General features: G+C 44.1%; 13 protein-coding genes. All 13 read left to right on the top strand.

What is annotated here, in order from left to right; translation table 11 throughout:
- Positions 1-36 precede the first annotated feature (36 nt).
- The 13 genes from ASG85_RS03085 to ASG85_RS03025 all read left to right on the top strand — a co-directional run bounded on the left by ASG85_RS03085 (position 37) and on the right by ASG85_RS03025 (position 16,386).
- Positions 37-1,596: an ABC transporter substrate-binding protein gene (locus ASG85_RS03085; RefSeq protein WP_057303187.1), complete on the top strand. Its 1,560-nt coding sequence runs from the start codon at positions 37-39 to the stop codon at positions 1,594-1,596.
- Between the two features lie 135 nt (positions 1,597-1,731).
- A complete protein-coding gene (locus ASG85_RS03080) occupies positions 1,732-2,583 on the top strand; it encodes a copper amine oxidase N-terminal domain-containing protein (protein WP_060645329.1) in 852 nt (283 codons plus the stop codon).
- Between the two features lie 466 nt (positions 2,584-3,049).
- On the top strand, positions 3,050-5,086 hold the full coding sequence (locus tag ASG85_RS03075) for a beta-galactosidase (protein ID WP_082587959.1): 2,037 nt from the start codon (positions 3,050-3,052) through the stop codon (positions 5,084-5,086).
- Positions 5,087-5,243: 157 nt separating this feature from the next.
- Entirely contained in the window at positions 5,244-7,013 is a 1,770-nt protein-coding gene (locus tag ASG85_RS03070) for a sensor histidine kinase (RefSeq protein WP_060645327.1), read from the top strand.
- Between the two features lie 6 nt (positions 7,014-7,019).
- The gene (locus ASG85_RS03065) at positions 7,020-8,573 is read left to right on the top strand and encodes a response regulator (RefSeq protein WP_060645326.1); all 1,554 of its coding nucleotides are present in this window, start codon (positions 7,020-7,022) and stop codon (positions 8,571-8,573) included.
- Positions 8,574-8,689: 116 nt separating this feature from the next.
- Entirely contained in the window at positions 8,690-10,018 is a 1,329-nt protein-coding gene (locus tag ASG85_RS03060; RefSeq protein WP_060645325.1) for an ABC transporter substrate-binding protein, read from the top strand.
- 99 nt (positions 10,019-10,117) lie between these two features.
- Entirely contained in the window at positions 10,118-11,005 is an 888-nt protein-coding gene (locus tag ASG85_RS03055) for a carbohydrate ABC transporter permease (RefSeq protein ID WP_060645324.1), read from the top strand.
- 12 nt (positions 11,006-11,017) lie between these two features.
- Positions 11,018-11,863, top strand: coding sequence for a carbohydrate ABC transporter permease (locus ASG85_RS03050; protein ID WP_060645323.1), 846 nt, complete (start codon positions 11,018-11,020; stop codon positions 11,861-11,863).
- A gap of 54 nt (positions 11,864-11,917) precedes the next feature.
- Complete coding sequence (locus tag ASG85_RS03045) at positions 11,918-12,943, top strand: glycoside hydrolase family 88 protein (protein WP_060645322.1); 1,026 nt, start codon at positions 11,918-11,920, stop codon at positions 12,941-12,943.
- A gap of 13 nt (positions 12,944-12,956) precedes the next feature.
- Positions 12,957-14,075: a rhamnogalacturonan acetylesterase gene (locus ASG85_RS03040; protein ID WP_060645321.1), complete on the top strand. Its 1,119-nt coding sequence runs from the start codon at positions 12,957-12,959 to the stop codon at positions 14,073-14,075.
- Between the two features lie 872 nt (positions 14,076-14,947).
- Positions 14,948-15,406: a MarR family winged helix-turn-helix transcriptional regulator gene (locus tag ASG85_RS03035; protein WP_082587944.1), complete on the top strand. Its 459-nt coding sequence runs from the start codon at positions 14,948-14,950 to the stop codon at positions 15,404-15,406.
- A gap of 14 nt (positions 15,407-15,420) precedes the next feature.
- On the top strand, positions 15,421-16,059 hold the full coding sequence (locus tag ASG85_RS03030; protein WP_057303175.1) for a nitroreductase family protein: 639 nt from the start codon (positions 15,421-15,423) through the stop codon (positions 16,057-16,059).
- 36 nt (positions 16,060-16,095) lie between these two features.
- Complete coding sequence (locus tag ASG85_RS03025) at positions 16,096-16,386, top strand: putative quinol monooxygenase (RefSeq protein ID WP_057303174.1); 291 nt, start codon at positions 16,096-16,098, stop codon at positions 16,384-16,386.
- Positions 16,387-16,421 lie beyond the last annotated feature (35 nt).

Raw genomic sequence — 16,421 nt, 5'->3', positions numbered from 1 at the left:
TCATAAATTATCTATCTTTTATAAGGGGAGAAAAAAATGGCATACACCAAGAAATTAGCTAAACTCAGTCTGGCATCACTTTTCGTGATGGGTACTGTTCTGACGGCTTGCGGAACGAAGGATGCATCACCGACACCAAGCACGTCTGCGACACCTCAAGCAAGCACTTCCGCAACTTCAAGCAATGGTATTGATACAAGTAAAGAAGTAAAGCTGAAAATGGTTTTGCTTGGTTCCAAGCCGAAAGCTTTTGATGAGGTTTATGGTGAAGTGAATAAAATCATGAAGCAAAAGATTAACGCGACGCTGGATGTTAGCTTCTTAGATTGGGGCGAGTATCAACAAAAATATCCGCTTATGTTCGCAGCTAACGAGGATTTCGATCTCGTCTTCTCGGCTACATGGTCCTACTATGCGCAGCAAGCTACGAAAAACGGCTATATGGAATTGACAGAAGATATGATTAAAAAGTTTGCCCCGAAAACATGGGCGGAAGAGCCAAAAGTAGCTTGGGAGCAAGCGAAAATCAACGGTAAAATTTATATGGTTCCACAAAATAATTTTGAGTACAGTTACCATATGGTCGGTATCCGAGGAGACTTACGTCAAAAATACAATTTGCCGGAGCTTAAAACGTATGACGACTATGTGACATTTTTGAAAACGGTTGCTGAAAAAGAGAAGGACTTCAAACCAAGTATCGGTGTTAGTGAGTTTAATGCCATTGAATTGGTTCAACCGAATGAATGGAACTTCGTTGTGCCTCAACTACCGGTCGCTTACAAAGTAACGGATGGTTCAGGTAAATTATTTAACTATGTTGATACACCTGAGTTCGCAGATTTTGCTAAGAAAATGAATGATACCCAAAAAACAGGTGCTTGGTCCCGAGATGCCATTGCCAATAAAGTCGACAAAACACAAGCATTCAAAGACGGTAAGCTTGCTTCCGTTGAGTGGAACTTAGGAACATTGTTGCGTGCAAAATCCGAAATGTTGACTACGCACCCAGATTGGAAAGTGGAGCTGTATGATCTGAGTGCAGATAAAAAGCGTCTATCCAATCCGTTCATCAATAATGGGATGTCCATCCATGCAGGTTCCAAAAACTACGAACGTGGTTTAATGGCGATTGACTTACTCCGTTATGATCCGGAAATTCATGACCTGACGAACTACGGGATTAAAGGCAAGCACTATGAGCCTGTAGGCAACGATCAGTTCAAACCGCTTCCTGCTTCTGCGGATTTCCCTCCGTCCGGTACGGATCCATGGGGCTGGAACTCCTTACATGAACGTTTGGATTCCACGGTAGCTGCTGAAACGCAAAAATTCACAGAAAACTGGAAAAAGACAGTGACTGTCAACCATCCTTTAGAGACATTTACATTTGATGATACCAAAGTGAAAAATGAGGTCGCCGCTGTTAGCAACGTAATGGAGACTTACGGTAAACCGCTCTTCTACGGTTTGGTTGATCCTAATGATGATAAGCATGGTCTGAAAGTGTTTAATGATAAGCTGAAGCAAGCAGGTATCGATAAAGTTGTTGCTGAAATGCAGAATCAAGCTAATCCGCTGATTACGAAAAAATAAGTTGAAGAGAGATCCGCTTCCTGATTTCAGGAGGCGGATTTTTTTAACCATTTCGAAGTGACCCCTCCAAAAACAGGAAAGATGTCGAATATGTTAGGGAGTTAATAAAATCCCAACAACCGAGGAGTCGTTATTATGAAAATGAACAAGCCCTGGATGATCACAGCTACATGTATTGTTGTAACTAGCCTTATGACAGGATCTGCCTTTGCAAAATCCGAGAATGGCAACAATGCGGATAAAGCGGATTCGTCCAAACCAGCAGTGGAATTGAATGTAAAAGTAAATGCAGATAAGGATGTAACTGTAACCTCCGATACATATGATAACCAAGGCAAAAACGGATATCACGGTCTTCTTCATGCGCTAGAGAATGTAAAGGATAAGCCAGCTGGTGCTGTTATTGCCGATCTACTTTTGACTAACTACGGTGCACATATTAGCGACGAATTGAAGGCTGAACTTGATGCGATTAAAGATCGCGATGCTGCACTTTCTGCAGTTGCCGATGTTTTGGACGAGCAGGGTAGTGTAACCGATGCGGTCTATGTTCAAAAGGAAGCTGTAAAAGCAAACATAAAGAACTTGAATTCCTACAAGAAACTTGGCAAACTTTTTGAAAAGCTAGGTAAAAAAGGTGTGTTTTTGTATGTAAATGGTGAGGAGCCTACTTTGGAAGTTAATCCTTTCATCAAAGATGGCAGCACATTGGTACCATTCCGCGCGATATCCGAATCTTTAAAAGCCGAAGTAACATGGAACGCCGAAGAACGTTCGGTAACCGTTACTCGTGGCGGAATTACAGTTAAGCTCTTTATCGATAGCACGAAAGCTACTGTAGACGGTAAAGAAGTAACATTGGAAGTTCCTGCGTCCATCGTTGAAGGCAACACGGTTGTACCGGTTCGTTTCATTAGCGAAGCTCTAAAAGCTACGGTTAAATGGGAAGAAGAAACGAAGTCCGTCGTGATTTACGAAGAACAATAAGTTTTACTTTATGAGGAGCTTACCTTCGGGTAGGCTCTTTTTTGTTTATGTCATTAACCGGAGGTCGGAATCCGTGGAGATTTACACCAGAAATTTTTCGGTTATTGGTTAGTAGTCTAGACTGACCTTTTTTTCTTAGGAGTGATTGTTGTACGGAGTACAACAATTTCGTTTGTTTCTTCTCATTAAGCTGTCATTGTTGTACGTTGTACAACAATTTAGCCTTATTTCCTTCTATAGAGTGGTTATTGCTTGGGTCAAATATGAAGGCGCCCAAAAGGATCGCTTAGATTCGTACGTAAATCGCAAGAAATGACGGGTAATCGATATTTTATCGGGTATTTTTGTGGTAGTGAAACTGTTAAACTTGGATGCAATGAACCTAATATGAGTCCATACATTTATCCTAGAGGTGATCATCTTGTCACAGAAATATCCGCCAATAAGTCCGAAATTACCCGTTTTCATGCACGGTGCCGATTATAATCCTGATCAGTGGCAGCACGATCCACATGTGCTGGAAGAAGACATTCGCATGATGAAGCTAGCTAAATGTAATGTGATGGCTGTCGGCATTTTTGCTTGGTCGGCGCTTGAGCCAGAGGAAGGTGTGTTTACCTTCGATTGGCTCGACCGTGTGTTGGACACATTCGCGGCCAACGGCATTTATGCGTGGTTGGCTACCCCGAGTGGCGCTAGACCTGCATGGATGGCAGAGAAATACCCGGAAGTACTGCGGGTAGGCCCTAACCGGGTGCGCAATTTATTTGGTGCACGTCATAATCATTGCTATACGTCCCCGGTCTATCGGGAGAAAGTCACAATCATGAACAAGCAGTTGGCAGAGCGCTATGCGCAGCATCCTGCCGTAGTGGGCTGGCATATCTCCAATGAATATGGAGGGGAGTGCCATTGTAATTATTGTCAGGAAGCTTTCCGCGGGTGGCTGAAGCGCAAATATGTAACGCTGGATGCTCTCAATATGGCGTGGTGGACTTCATTTTGGAGCCATACGTATACGAATTGGTCTCAGATTGAATCTCCTGCTCCGCATGGCGAGAACTTGGTCCATGCGATGAATTTGGATTGGAAACGGTTCGTAACGGATCAAACGGTTGATTTCTGCCGTCATGAAATCGCTCCGCTGAAGGCTGAAAATACAGAGCTGCCCGTAACGACGAATCTCATGGACGCTTACGAAGGTCTTAATTACTGGAAGTTCGCTGATGTACTGGATGTCATCTCTTGGGATGCTTATCCAACTTGGCATGATGCGACGGATCAGAGCAATCTAGCCGCATGGTTCTCACTCAACCATGATATGTTTCGCTCGCTTAAGGGCGGTAAGCCTTTCCTGCTGATGGAGAGTACACCGAGCTTAACGAATTGGCAGCCCGTTTCAAAGCTGAAGAAGCCGGGCATGCATCTTCTGTCTTCTTTGCAAGCTGTGGCACATGGATCTGACTCCGTGCAATATTTCCAGTGGCGCAAAAGCCGAGGAGCCAGCGAAAAGCTGCATGGCGCGGTGATCGATCACGTTGGTCATGAGCATACGCGAGTATTTCAAGATGTAGCTGAGCTTGGCGGCGCTTTGGAGAAGCTGACAGATCTCATTGGGACACGAGTGCCCGCACAAACGGCCCTTATTTTCGACTGGGAAAATCGCTGGGCCGTTAAGGATTCGCAAGGTCCTCGAAATATGGGGATCAAATACGAACAAACGGTTTTAAGCCACTACCGCGCATTTTGGGAACAAGGCGTTCCTGTTGATGTCATCGATATGGACTGTGATTTCAGCAAATATAAGCTTGTTGTCGCTCCGATGTTATATTTGGTACGTCCGGGCGTCTCCGAACGAATCGAACAGTTTGTAGCAAACGGGGGAACTTTCGTCACTACGTATTGGTCTGGCATTGTGGATGAGAATGACCTTTGCTTCCAAGGCGGCTTTCCGGGACCGCTTCGCAAAACACTTGGTATCTGGTCTGAGGAAATCGATGGACTGCATGATCATGAGGTGAATCGTGTCCTCTTCACGGAGGGCAACGCGCTTCAAATCTCAGGTGAATATGAGGTTCGTGAGCTGTGTGAGCTGATTCATACAGAAGGTGCAGAGACTCTTGCCGTCTATGGTGATGACTTCTACGCAGGGCGACCTGCGCTTACAGTCAATACGGTTGGTAAAGGCAAAGCTTACTATATCGCAGCTCGTACAGATCAAACTTTCCAGAGCAGCTTCTATAAGCAGATCCTTCAAGAAGCGGGCATTGATGGTGCTCTACAAACAGAGCTTCCTGCAGAGGTAACGGCTCAAATTCGTACGGACGGTGTGAATGAGTTCATCTTCCTCCTGAATTTTAGCAATAAAACTCACACGATCACATTGGATGAACAAGCATATACGGACATGCTGGCCTCAGATTTCGCGTCGCCTGTGAAGATTGATCCTATCTTGCAGCTCCAGCCTTACGGGGTACGGATTCTGAAGCGAAGTAAGCGGTAGAATTCGTTGGAGAGTGCCTAATTTCATAAAAGAAAGAGGATGCCTGGCTATTAATACCAGCATCCTTTTTTGCTACCTTTAAAGGTAAATGAGACTTCCATCACGAAGATTCTCACCAACATGAACCTTATTCAGCGAAGAAAAGTGGTGACGTTGCATGAAATCAGGCATAAGCAAGTGGTTTAATGAAATACGCAATCTGCGTATTAAAGCGAAGCTTTTTCTGCTCATCACAATTACTATGGCAGTCAGTTCTTGTATCTCATTAGTGGGGCTCCAGATTGCCTATTCGATTTATGATCAGCAAATTTATGAGAAATCATCTCAAGTTCTGAATCTATCCTCTACCTTGATTGAGAACGAGTTAAACAAAGTGGAACGATTGACCTTTAGTATCATGTCGGATGAACAAATTCAGCAAAATTTGATCGTGATGAACGAGGATGAATCCGATTACAATCGTATCCAATCACGTGCCAAACTTGTGGATCGGCTCGTGCAGTATATTAATTCTGAGACGTATATCATTGCAGCAGATATAACCGATGTGAAGGGAAGCAGCTATTCCAGCGGAAATTTGACAACGCTCTCATCAGAGCGGAGAGACCTTATCCAAACGACGGCTGACCGGGGAAGTGGCACCCTAGGATGGGTGAACCCGGACGCGCAGGATTACAGCTTAATTGCTGCCAGACAAATTCGTTCCTTCGACCAATTGGAGCTAAACAAGCTGGGCACCTTGGTGCTGCATGTGAATTTAGATAAAATTGTTAACCAATACGCAAAAGAAGCCGTAACAAGGGACGGCGAGCTCGTCATTGTATCAGACGGGAATTTAATATACCCTCGCGCAGCAAGTTTGAAATCCTTGCTAAGTGAGGGCAATCCAGCGGAGTCGGCATCCAAGGGCTTTCGCATTATGGAACAGGACGGAGAGAAATATTTCGTTTCCCATATTCACTCTGATTATTTGGGCTGGACATATTACAACACCCTGCCCTTCCAAACCATCTTTTATCATATTATTTTGATGAAAAACTGGATGATTGCCGCATTCCTGCTTAGCTTTTTCCTTCTTGTCGGTTTTGGAATGACGGTTGCAAGAAGCGTAACAAGGCCGATAGAAGGCTTAATTACCAACATGCGCGGCCTGCAAATTAGCGATCTGGAGAAGTCCGAACTGCCGACGATCGCACCATTATCACAGCAGATGGATGAGGTAGGCTTGCTGCAGCGTACGTATCGCATGATGCTAGTGCGTATTCAAGAGCTGATCAAAGAGAACTACACGAAACAGTTGATCATCAAAGAAACCGAATTTCGTTCCTTGCAGGCGCAGATTAATCCGCATTTTCTTTACAATACGCTTGAATCGATCAATTGGATCTCCAAAATGAATGGACAGAAGCAAGTGTCCCAAATGGTTGAATCACTCGGCTATTTGCTCCGTTCGTCGATTAGTTTGAAGCAGGATATCATCACCGTGGAAGAAGAGCTGCAGCTTGTGCAGCATTATATTACGATTCAAAGGGTCAGATTTGAAGAACGGCTCGATTTTCGACTCGATGTTCCAGAACCTATAAGAAGTAACAGTATACCAAAGCTGACGCTGCAGCCGCTTTTGGAAAATGCGATTAAATATGCGGTAGAAGTCATGCTAGAGCCATGTGTGATTCAAATTATCGGCCAGGAAGAAGGCGAATCTCTTTTGCTCATCGTGGAAGATAATGGACCCGGTATTGATGAAGCCTATTTAGAGCAGATCCTGGCAGGAGAACGTAAATCCAGAGGTACGGGTATCGGTTTGAAAAATATTGATGAACGGATCAAGCTTTCTTATGGCGAAGAGTTCGGCGTCCAAGTGGAAAATCGCGCGGGCGGCGGTGCTCGTATTACAGTCCGTATTCCTATTACGAAAAGAGGGTAACTGCTTATGTATAAAGTGCTGTTAGTTGATGATGAACGGATGATTCTTGAGGGTATTTCTGCCATTGTGGACTGGCAATCGGTGGATACACAGTTAATTGGAACAGCGCGAAATGGTGTTGAAGCCTACGCCTTCGTGTGTGAACATACACCTGACATTATTATTAGTGATATTCGCATGCCTGGTATGGATGGACTCGGGCTTGTGGCCCGAGTAAAAGAAACCCATCCGCACATCCGGTTCATTATGCTTTCTGGATTCGATGAATTTGAATATGCCCAAATCGCCATGCAATATGGGGTGAAGCATTATTTACTAAAGCCATGCAACGAGAACAGCATTCTGAAGGCCTTAAGCGAAATTGCGGCGGAATACAAGCAGGAAGAGAGCAAGGAAGGCTTTATTCAGTCGATGAAGGCGAATTTGCGGAAGGTACTGCCCCATGTGAAGGAACAGTTTCTGAAGGAATTCGTGACGAACAAGTCGTATGGAAGTCGAGATTGGGATTATTATCAGGATTTATTTGGGCTGCAGGTTAGCGGAAAGAAAGTGCGCTTATTGCTTTTCCGTCTGGAAGACAAGTTCGAATATGAGCATCTTTTTGCCGTGAAAAATATTGCTGAGGACATTCTCGATGAACCTTTGCTAAGTTCAACCATTGCCGAGCAAATTCTAATTATGATTGAGGATCACGAAGATATGGAGCGATTACAAGAGCAAATTAAAGAAATACGGCGCATTTTTATGCTCTATTACAAAATTGACACGACTGTTGCCTTAAGTGAATCGGGTGATATCGTAGAGGCGAGGCGTCTTTATCTGCAAGCGCTCGATTGTTTAGGGCATCGCTTTTATCTCGGTGAAGGCGGACTGATTACGATGCGTGATATCCTGGATTCCGCCGTATTGAGCAAAGCTGATTTCGTCTATGACGAAGATCGGATTCTGTTCCCGATAAGGGCGGGCAATTGGGAGGAAGCTGAAGTGAGCATTGAAGCGTTTCACGATCAACTGGCCAATTCCCGACTCGATATTCAGACGACCAAGTCGTATGTTATTCAAATATTTATTTCCATGACGCGACTATGTGCGGAAGAGCAAATGAATCATTACATGGGGCTAATCGGTCAAATATCTCAACTGGAGACCCTGCAAGCGAGCATCCATTTGCTGAAGCAAATCGCATCCGAAATCTCACTTATTAACTTCGAACAAAATAAAAATAAACATTCGCAAGTCGTTCAGAAGGTTATTGATATTATTAATGTGGAGCTAGCCAACACTGAACTTTCTCTCAATTGGGTAGCCCATCAGATGCTGTATATGAACCCGGATTATCTGGGGAAATTGTTCAAGAAAGAGACAGGAGAACGGTTCTCTAACTATGTGGTCACCGTTAGGATTAAGAAAGCAATGGAGATGATTAGACATAATGATGATGTTAAAATGTTCGAACTAGCGGAACAACTGGGTTTTGGCGACAATCCGCAATACTTCTCCCAAGTGTTTAAAAAGATTGCAGGCTGCGCTCCTTCCGAGTATAAGAAGTTGACGCTTTAAACCTTGTTTTCACTGTTTTTTGAACATTTATCGCGGTAAATTAGATTCAACTTTCGCTCTTCCAAGCTGATAATAAGAAGTGTGGAGCGCAGGAGACTCATAGGGGGAAGCTAACTATGAAACGCATACCAATACCAGTCCTGCTCCTAGTCATGTTGTTGTTAACCGTAATTGGATGCAGCTCGAGTCAGCAATCAGCGAATGGGGGAACTGGGAAATCAAGAACGATAGAAACAGCGAAAAGTGAAAGCAAGCATGACGTTAAGCTTCGAATCGCTTGGTGGGGCGGTCAAGCCAGACATGACTACACCTTGAAGCTGATAGAGTTGTACCAACAGCAGAATCCAGGCGTGAAGATCGATACAGAATATGCCGGCTTCGATGATTTTTGGAAAAAACTAGCTCCGCAAGCCGCGGCCAACCAACTGCCGGATATTATCCAGATGGATATCTCGTACTTAAATCAATATAGCTCGAAGAATCAGCTGGAAGATTTAGATGAGCTTACGACTAACGGAACGATTGATGTTCGTTCAGCTTCAGCGGAAACGATAGACTCTGGACGAATTGACGGCAAGCTTTATGGTATTCCTCTAGGGGTGAATGCGATGGGAGCGACATTTGATGCAGCCCTGCTGAAGCAGGCCGGTATCGCTTCGATTCCTGTGAACTGGACTTGGTCTGATCTGGAGCGAATTGCCAAGCGTATGAAAGGACAAGGCAAAGTGCTCGATCATATGCGTTTCGATCAGTTCTTTCCTTACTACTTGCGTACGCAAAATCAGCACTATTTTAGCTCGGATGGTACGAGTCTTGGTTATAGCGATCCCCAATATTTTATAGATTACTTTACGATGTATCTCAAATGGTACGATGCCGGCTACATGCGAAACTGGGATAAAGAATCTTTAACCAAATTGACACCGGAGGAGAATCCGGTTGTACTCGGTGATGGTTTCATGACAATGGCGTGGTCCAATCAATTCGTTACTCTGCAGGAAGCCGCTAAGAAGTCATTGAGCATGATAGGGCTGCCGGGTCCAAATGGGAAGCAAGGACTTTATCTGAAGCCAACCATGCTGTTCTCGATTTCGAAAAGCTCAAGGCAGAAAACGGAAGCAGCTAAATTTATTTCTTGGTTTATTAATGATATGGAAGCGAATAAGCTCATAAATGGTGACCGCGGGATTCCGATTTCGGCTGCTGTTAAAGAAGGTCTGAAACCCCTACTAACAGAGGCTGATCAGAAAGTCTATGATTACGTCGCTTGGGCGCAGCAGAACAGCAGTGTTATGGATCCACCGGATCCGCCAGGGGCTGCAGAAGTAAGCAAGCTGCTTCGGGATATGCAAGAGCAAATCTTGTACAGGAAGCTCTCGGTGGAAGAGGCCGCAGCCAGATTTATGAACGATGCCAACGCAATTCTTGCCAAAAATAAGAAATAAGAACTTTTTGAGCAGCTTTACAAAGGGGGAAAAGGGCAGCTTCATGCAGGCCGCCCTCCCTAAATAAATAGACATTGACGAATGTAAGGGAGTGGAACTATGAAACTACGTGAAAATGATCACATAGTCGGTTATGTGTTTATATCACCTTTTATCCTGGGTTTTCTGATCTTCACGCTGTTTCCGATGTTTTCATCACTGTACTTTTCATTTACGGAGTACGATCTGCTTTCCGCTCCACGATGGGTGGGACTCTCTAATTACGAGAAAATGTTCACAGATGACGACAAAATCATGGACTCGATCCGAGTGACGCTGACTTATGTACTTACGTCCGTTCCCCTGCGACTCATTATTGCATTGCTCGTCGCCATGCTTCTGAACCGCGCGGTAAAAGGAATTGGCTTATACAGAGCCACGTATTACTTACCGTCATTGATTGGCGGCAGCGTAGCGGTTTCCATTATGTGGCGGCAAATATTCGGTGATAAGGGACTAATCAATGCTTTTCTAGGAAATATCGGCATCCACACCAGTACATCTTGGATTGGCTTCCCGGCAACGGCGCTTGGAACGTTAGTACTGCTGTCGGTTTGGCAATTTGGTTCCTCCATGCTGATTTTTCTTGCCGGTCTTAAAAATATCCCGGGGACCTATTACGAGGCCGCAAGTGTAGACGGTGCTGGACCGATTCGCAAATTTTTCCACATCACACTGCCTTTGTTAAGCCCAATTATTCTTTTTAATTTAATCCTGCAAACGATTTCAGGCTTCTTGACCTTTACCCCGGCCTACATCATTTCAAATGGAGAGGGTGGGCCGCTAAACAATACCTTGCTGTATTCGCTCTATTTATTCCATCGAGCATTCGTATTCTTCGAAATGGGTTACGCTTCAGCGATGGCTTGGTTCATGCTGATCCTGATCGGACTCATTACCTTAGTGATTTTCAAAACATCGAAATATTGGGTTCATTACGAAAGCTAGGAGGGGTAGACCATGGTTTTACGAGTCAAAAATGTGAAAACGCTGCTGTATCATCTCATTGTTTGTACCATTGCGATTACGGCGATTTATCCGATCTTGTGGCTGGTCGCCAGCTCACTGAAGCCGAATGATGAAATATACACAACAGCTACCAGTCTGATCCCAAGTCGGCTCGAGTGGAACAATTATGTGTCGGGTTGGAAAGGTTTTGCCGGCAATACGTTTGCTACATTCATGAAAAATTCCTTCATTATTGTTATTCTCTCGACGATAGGAGCGGTAGTTTCCTCCGCTTTAGTAGGATATGGATTTGCCCGGATTCGTTTTGCCGGAAGCAAATTCTGGTTTTCAGCGGTTATGCTTACTTTGCTGCTCCCCCAAGACGTAACGATTATTTCTCAATATATTTTATTTGCCAAAATAGGCTGGTTATCCAGTTTTAAACCGATTATTGTCCCTCAGTTCTTTGGGATTCCGTTCTTCATCTTCTTGATCATGCAGTTTATTCGTACGATTCCCCCAGAATTGGATGAAGCCGCGAAAATGGACGGCTGCAGCAAGTACAGCATCTTTTACAAAATTATCGTACCTTTAATTGTTCCGGCACTCGTGACTTCGGCGATCTTCTCCTTCTATTGGAGATGGGATGATTTCTATACGCCGCTGCTTTATTTGAACAATCCGAGTCAATATCCGGTTTCCTTAGCATTGAAGCTTTTCTTGGATAGTGAGTCATTGAATAACTGGGGCGGCATGTTTGCCATGTCAACGTTATCCCTTGTCCCGATTTTCGTTGTTTTCATCATATTCCAGAAGTACATTGTTGACGGGATATCGACGAGCGGTTTGAAGGGATAGGTAAAGATGAATATAAACATAGAAAATAGCCAACTACAGGGAGGAAATGAAAAGATGCCAGCCTTACAATTTGATCCAGATGAAATTCGCAAGGTTATTGACCGTGTTGTTCATAGAACGTTCCGGATGGACTTTAATTGGGATTGGCCGGGTGGCGTAGCCTTCTATGGCGTAACCGAAGCCTATGAAGCGACGGGCAAGGAGGAATATCTGCAGCTGCTGAAGGATTGGATCGATGAGAAGCTGGAGGATGGCTTGCCTAAGTTATCTGTCAACGGGATCTCGATTGGACACTCCTTGTTGACACTGTACAAAGAGACCGGTGAAGATCGGTATATCGATATTGCCTCACAAATGGCTGAATTCCTTCAGCATGAGGCTGAGCGTTTCGGAGAAGGCATTTTCCAGCACACGGTGAACTCGGAAACCTATAACTTTCCGCAGCAGGCATGGGTGGATACCATGTTCATGGCAGGTTACTTCCTCCTGCGGATTGGTTCCGTACTAAAGCGTGACGATTATTTCGAAGATGGGTTAAAACAATATCACGGTCACGAGAATTACTTGCAAGATATGACAACTAATCTCTACTACCACGGCTGGGATCATATAGCGCAAAATCATATGTCGAGCATATTCTGGGCCCGCGGCAATGCTTGGGCAGCGATCACGATGGCACGTGCGCTGAGACTGGTGCATGTGACGCATCCTTCATTTATGATTCTCGAGGGCTCGCTGCGTGATCAATTGAGCGCACTTGTCCGCTTGCAAGATGAGAGTGGACTCTGGCATACCGTCTTGACGGATAAGGATGCTTATTTGGAAACGAGCGGTTCTGCTGGTATCGCGGCTGCGCTTATCAGTTCAGGTCCTCTTTACAACAAATATACGAACAAATCAATTCAAGGCATACTTTCATGCATCACGGAAGATGGGACAGTAACCCATGTTTCAGCTGGGACAGCGGTAATGAGAGACATTGACGGTTACAAAGGGGTTCCTTACAAACGGATTCAAGGCTGGGGACAAGGGTTAGGGCTTACTTTCTTAGCATCCTTGCTTAATCGCAAAGACTGGTAGGTGGTAGGCGTTTATGAGCGTACAGTTCAGGTTCGATTTTGGTCCAGATCAGAGTTCAAGCTATTTGAAAGAAGGGTACACAAGAATTAGCGGTCAAACAAATTACAATGAAAGAATGGGCTACGGCTTTCTGGATGGTTCAACGGTGTTTGAACGAGATCGTGGGCGTCCCGCGGCGCTTCGTCAAGATTTCTGCATTCCAGTTGATGCTGTCTTCGTAGTGGATGTGCCGAATGGCAGTTATACGGTTCAGACACTTATGGGAGACCTGATAACTGCAACATGCACAGGATTGAAGGTGGGGCCTGGAAGACTTGTATTGGCCGATGTTCTAACGGCAGCAGGAGAGTTTGTTACTAGCAGCTTTACCGTTCATGTGGCAGATGGACAGCTGAGATTGGCATTCTCTGGCGTCGCCCCGCGAATAAATGCTTTAGAAATTACCTCGGCGCCGCAAGCTGCAAACTTGTATATCGTCGGTGATTCCACCGTAACCGATCAACCGCAGGATGGCTATCCGTACACAGGTTGGGGACAAATGCTGCCGCTTTTTATCAAAGCGGACGCCGCTGTAGCCAACTATGCGGTTTCAGGCCGCAGCTCCAAAAGCTTTTTGGAGGAAGGACGCCTGGTCCCCATCCTTGACCAGATGAATGCGAATGACTACCTGTTCATTCAGTTTGGACATAACGATCAGAAGCTGGATGCAGAGCGGGCAACATCCCCTTTTACAACGTATAAAGAGTATTTGAACATCTACTTACAAGAGGCCAGATTGCGGGGAGCTGTCCCGATTCTAGTAACGCCTGTGCAGCGAAGATTTTTTGACACTGCCGGTAAAATCATAGATACGCATGGTGACTATATCACCTCGATGAAGCAGCTCGCCGAGGAAGAGAACGTTCCTCTGATCGATTTGGCTGAAGAGAGCAGGCAATTGTTTGAGGCACTAGGTCCGGAGGAAACGAAATCATTGTTCATGTGGGCGTGGCCCGGTGAGTTCCCTAACTTCCCCAAAGGCGCAGAGGACAATACTCACTTCCAGGAAAGAGGCGGTATTGTCATTGCCAAGTTGGTCGTAGACTGTATAAAGAAGCAAAATATCCAGCCGCTTATGCGTTATCTTCGCTAGTAATTGGCTGACTATAGAAACCCAATCGAAGTAGGATGTAGGATTCTAGTTATGAGTGGCAAGCAGCACATATACTCCAGTAATAGTGATGAGTAATAAATAACCCCAGCAGGGTGATGAATACCACATATAACCCCAGCCAAGCGTGATAAATGTCACAATTGGCGGGGTATTTGTTTTGGTGTGAATTCAATTCGGGAGAACTGACCATTCTAATCCAATATAGGGCCGGAAACCAGGCAATTCATCACAATAGAAAGTAAGCAGTGAAGCAGAATTCCACAATTTACTAAGGCTTAATTTTACGAAACACTTGAAGTTTTAACTGAGTTCCTCTATATTAATTGATATATCAATGATTGATGCATCAACAATTGACGTATCAACAATTTGTAATTGATGAATGGACAAGAGATACCTCGATTTGTTGATCCATTTCGAGGTGACTTAAACCGGAATCATCGTCATATATGCTTATATCAGATGAATGAATCCCTAGTTTAGGTTATGGCACCGGGTAGTTCGGAGGAATAAATCCTATTCTCGCGTTAGGTTACCAGATGAATGAAACCCTAGTTTCGGTTGAATTTGATGTTGTAGAAACTGCAACAATTACTAGCTAAATCTCGCCTATTTCCATTAGTTGTTGCATTATGTACAACAATTTGGTCCTATATAGGCCATTTCGCAACAAATGGGTTCGAAATGTTGTACAAACTGCAACTTCAACTGGCCAATTAACCTTTTAGCGTGTGAATTGTTGTATAAATTACAACATTGATTGGTACCACTATAACCCATTCCCCCTAACGAAAGCTGAACGACTCTAAAGTCGAATTTTGGAGTATGCGCACCAGTTATGAGGAGGCAAAATGAATCGACAGACTCCAAGGAGGTATATTTTGACCCAATCCTATGTCAACGAAACTGGTTTATTTGATAAATTTCTTAGCCTTAATAAACAAATAAGCACTAAATTTGAACGTTGTACGGGTATTAGCCCGTCGCGGCTTCGTCTTTTACATCAGCTTTATCAGGTGGATGAAATTAGTCAAACAACGCTTCAAAAAGAGGTTAACATTGACAGCGCAGCCGTTACACGGCATTTAAAACAACTTGAAGCAAGCGGAATGGTTTCACGGCGTATGAATCCTGGCGATAATCGGGTCACGCTCGTACGTCTTACCGATCATGGACGAACAGAAATCATTTCCTTTAAAGAAGAAAAAGCACAATTCATTACTCAGATGCTTAAAGATTTTAACGAAGAAGAATGCAATAAGCTCTCTGATATGCTCCAACGCATGTTAACGAATATTAGCCAATATTGAAGGGGAAATGACCAATGAATAACACCGTAATCACGAACGATTTTAAAGAAATTATAACTGGACGCCGTTCTATAAAAAAGTATAATCCATCCGTCAAAATTAGTCGTGAAGAGATGACTGACATCCTGAAAGAAGCAACACTCGCGCCTTCTTCCGTAAATATGCAGCCTTGGCGATTCGTTGTTATCGAAAGTGCCGAAGGTAAAGCAACACTTGCGCCACTTGCTAAATTTAACCAGGTTCAAGTCGAAACATCATCAGCTGTGATTGCTGTATTTGGTGATTTAAACAATTCGGATTATGCCGATGAAATTTTCGGCAAGGCGGTCGAGTTGGGTTATATGCCTTTAGAGGTAAAAGAAATGACACTAGCTAAAATTAAACCACACTTCGCAGCACTTGATCCGGTTGTAAATAAAGAAACAGTCCTTATTGATGCTGGACTTGTGTCTATGCAGCTAATGCTTGTAGCGCGCGCTCATGGTTATGATACAAATCCAATCGGTGGCTTTGATAAAGATAAAATTGCCGAAGCTTTTGGCTTAGATAAAAATCGTTATATTCCAGTAATGCTTATTTCAATTGGTAAAGCACAGGATAGCGGTCATAAATCCGTACGTCTGCCTATCGATGCCATTACGCAATGGAGCTAGTCACTACTTAATCGAAGAATGGAGGACTAACGTCCAATGATTATTATTCATGCAGAATTCAATGTTTATCCAGCCAAACACGAAGCCTTTCTCAACGAGATTCAACCATTAATAGCTGCCTCGAGAGCTGAAGATGGTAATATTTCATACGATTTGCTCAAAGATACAGAAGTAGAAAATAAGTTTACCATGGTTGAAGTTTGGCAAGATCAAGCAGCAATTGCCAGTCATAATGCTAGTGATCACTTCACTTCTTTCGTTGGTAAAGCTGGAAATTTCCTCAATGCTCCCTTACAGGTAAAAGCTTATCAGGGACAACCCGTATAAAAAGTAGGTCTTGTGTTTTAATAGTAATATGTAAA

The sequence above is a fragment of the Paenibacillus sp. Soil724D2 genome (genome assembly GCF_001427935.1).
GTDB lineage: Bacteria > Bacillota > Bacilli > Paenibacillales > NBRC-103111 > Paenibacillus_E.
Note: the sequence above shows the minus strand (reverse complement) of the source record. Positions and strands in the feature narration are given on the sequence as shown.